This is a genomic window from Nocardia farcinica, from assembly GCF_029867845.1.
GTDB classification, from domain to species: Bacteria; Actinomycetota; Actinomycetes; order Mycobacteriales; family Mycobacteriaceae; genus Nocardia; species Nocardia farcinica_A.
In genome coordinates this window covers 1-2,546 of the sequence record NZ_JARWRU010000438.1, presented here as the reverse complement: position 1 = coordinate 2,546, position 2,546 = coordinate 1, and the positions used below count along the sequence as shown (strand labels likewise).

Here is a 2,546-nt window from a genome sequence, read left to right as displayed (position 1 = left end):
CGAATCCGGGAACCGCCCGCCTAAGCCGCTCACCGGAGGCGGGGCCCCGCGCCCGGCCGCGCCCGCGGCGGGGCGCGGGTTGTCGGTTCACGACCTGACCGGTCGAACCTCCCCGGTCCGGCGCCATTCGACCACCGAGCGCGCCGCCTCTCCCGCATCGGTGTCGGCGAACAGCACGAGGTACGACGTGGCGAGGTCGTCCAGGCCGTTCATCGAACACTCGTAACCGATCCGGTGGGCCACCTCACGCACCCATCGGATCGCGTGGTCACGCTCGGCCGGCGCGGCCCGTCCGGTGTCGCACACGATGAGCAGGCGACGGGTGGAGTCGGCGAGCGCGGTCTCGATCGTGCTGTCGCACAGCCGGTTCTCCCAGCAGCGGGCCCTGGTCGCGCGAAGGAACGTCCGCAGGCCCACGCGGCCGCCGCGGAGTTCACCGAAGAGGAACCGCACCGTGGCACGGTCGACGACCAGGACGATCGCGTCGTCGCCGACGCGGATGCCCACGGCCTTCGGCCGGCCATCCGTCCCCGCCGGGTCGCCAGGGCCGGACCAGAGCCCGGGGGGTGCGACGACACGTGTGGCCGCGATGCCGTGGCGTTCGAGTTCCTCGATGATCAAATCGACCAGGTGTTCGGCCCGCAGCGAGTCGGCGGGCGGACCGACCAGCTGCTTCGGCGCGGACGGCAGGCATGTGCGACCGGCCTGCCGCGCCTGTGTGCCGTCGCTACCGTTCCTTCTCGTGGCGACCACTGCTGTCGTCCCTGTCTGTGGGTGGCCAGGGTTTTCGGCTGTCGAACATGGCCTCGATGCGGGCTTTGATTTCCGCGGTACTGAATGCGGGAGCGCCGCCTTTCCGTCTGTCCAATACTTCCGAAGCAGTCACAACAATTTCCTCCTCGCGAATACGCGCGGTTGCGTCGACGAGAAACGACGGGCCATCCGCCCGGCGGGCAGCGGGGCGATCGGCCACCCCGCCCATGCCTCACCAGGGCGGAGGGAAGGCCGGATCCAGCTCACCGCTTCCTCTTTCGGACGATCGTCCTGGACTCCTCCTGACGCGCACGCTTCGCCGCCCGGCGTTCGGCGAGGGTCAGCGACGGCTTCTTCAGAGTTTTTCCGCGCGACTTGTCGGCCACCGTTGCTCCTTTTCCCAGATTCTCCTCCGGTCGCCTCCGACCATACGTCAGAAAAAATAAAAAGCCAGTCCGCGGTTTTTCACGAGAAACCCTCCCGCGATTTTCAGTGGTCGCGCGGGGTCACCAGGCCGGATTCGTAGGCGAAGACGACGAGCTGGGCTCGGTCGCGGGCGCGCAGCTTGGTCATGGCCCGGTTGATGTGGGTCTTCGCGGTCAGCGGACTGATCACCATGCGCGCGGCGATCTCGTCGTTGGACAGCCCCCGCGCGGCCAGGGCCACGGCCTCGCGTTCGCGGTTGGTCAACTCGTCCAGCCCCGAGCCGATGCCGGACTCGGGCGGCCGGGTGACGTACCGGTCGATCAGCCTGCGGGTGATCGACGGTGCGAGCAGCGCGTCCCCGCGGGCGGCGACGCGCACCGCATACAGGAAATCCTCCGGCTCGATGTCCTTGACGAGGAAGCCGGCCGCCCCGGCGCGCAGCGCGTCGAAGACATATTCGTCCAGACCGTAATTGGTCAGGATGACGACGTGCACTCCGGCCAGGGCCGGGTCCGCGGCGATGCGGCGGGTCGCCTCGATGCCGTCGACGAACGGCATCTGAATGTCGATCAGCGCGATGTCGGGCAGGTGCTGCCTGGCCAGCGCCAGGCACTCGGCGCCGTCGGCGGCCTCGGCCACCACCTCGATGTCGTCCTCGAGGTCGAGCAGCGCGCGGAATCCGCTGCGGATGAGCGGCTGGTCGTCGACCAGCAGGACCCGGATCACGACGACCGGTCCAGGGGTAGTTCGGCGCGTACGGAGAATCCGCCCTCGTCGCGTGGTCGCGCCCGCAGACGACCGCCGAGGGCGGTGACTCGTTCGCGCATCCCGAGCAACCCGACCCCGGGCAGCGGCGGGGCATCCGGGGTGGCCGTGCCGTCGTCTTCGACCAGGACGACCAGGGCATCGGGCCGGTAGTCGATATGGACCGACGCCGTAGCGGCGGCGGCGTGCCGGGTGATATTGGTCAGCGACTCCTGAACGATGCGGAAGCCGGCCCGGTCCACCGCGCTCGGCACGTCCCGGCGTTCGCCGCCGATCGTGAGCGTCGCGTCCAGCCCGGTCGTACGCGCCCATTCCACCAGTTGCGGAACCTGGCCGAGCCCTTGCCGCGGGCTCGGGCCGTCGTCGCGTAGCGCCTCGAGGGTCGCTCGCAGCTCCCGCGCCGCCTCCCGACCGGCCTGCCGGATCACCAGCAGTGCTTCCGGGACCTCTTCGCCGCGCTTGCGGGCCACGTGCACGGCGGCCTCGGATTGCACCTTGATGACCGAGATCTGATGGGTGAGCGAGTCGTGCAGTTCCCGCGCGATGTGGAGCCGCTCCTCGTCGGCGCGGCGTCGCGCGGTCGCCTCCCTGGTGCGCTCGGC

At 69.9% G+C, this 2,546-nt stretch carries 4 protein-coding genes; all 4 read right to left on the bottom strand.

Annotation, left to right across the window (positions count from 1 at the left end; all coding sequences use genetic code 11):
- Positions 1-87: 87 nt before the first annotated feature.
- Positions 88-753: a hypothetical protein gene (locus tag QH283_RS09335; RefSeq protein ID WP_280502621.1), complete on the bottom strand. Its 666-nt coding sequence runs from the start codon at positions 751-753 to the stop codon at positions 88-90.
- Positions 754-1,016: 263 nt separating this feature from the next.
- A complete protein-coding gene (locus tag QH283_RS09330) occupies positions 1,017-1,139 on the bottom strand; it encodes a hypothetical protein (protein ID WP_280502620.1) in 123 nt (40 codons plus the stop codon).
- A gap of 103 nt (positions 1,140-1,242) precedes the next feature.
- Positions 1,243-1,905 carry a response regulator transcription factor gene (locus tag QH283_RS09325; RefSeq protein ID WP_280502619.1) on the bottom strand — a complete coding sequence of 221 codons (663 nt, stop codon included), beginning with the start codon at positions 1,903-1,905 and terminating at the stop codon, positions 1,243-1,245.
- Positions 1,902-2,546 (bottom strand): sensor histidine kinase (locus tag QH283_RS09320; RefSeq protein ID WP_280502618.1); only part of this gene is annotated, 645 nt, incomplete at its 5' end. The genes QH283_RS09320 and QH283_RS09325, both read right to left, overlap by 4 nt.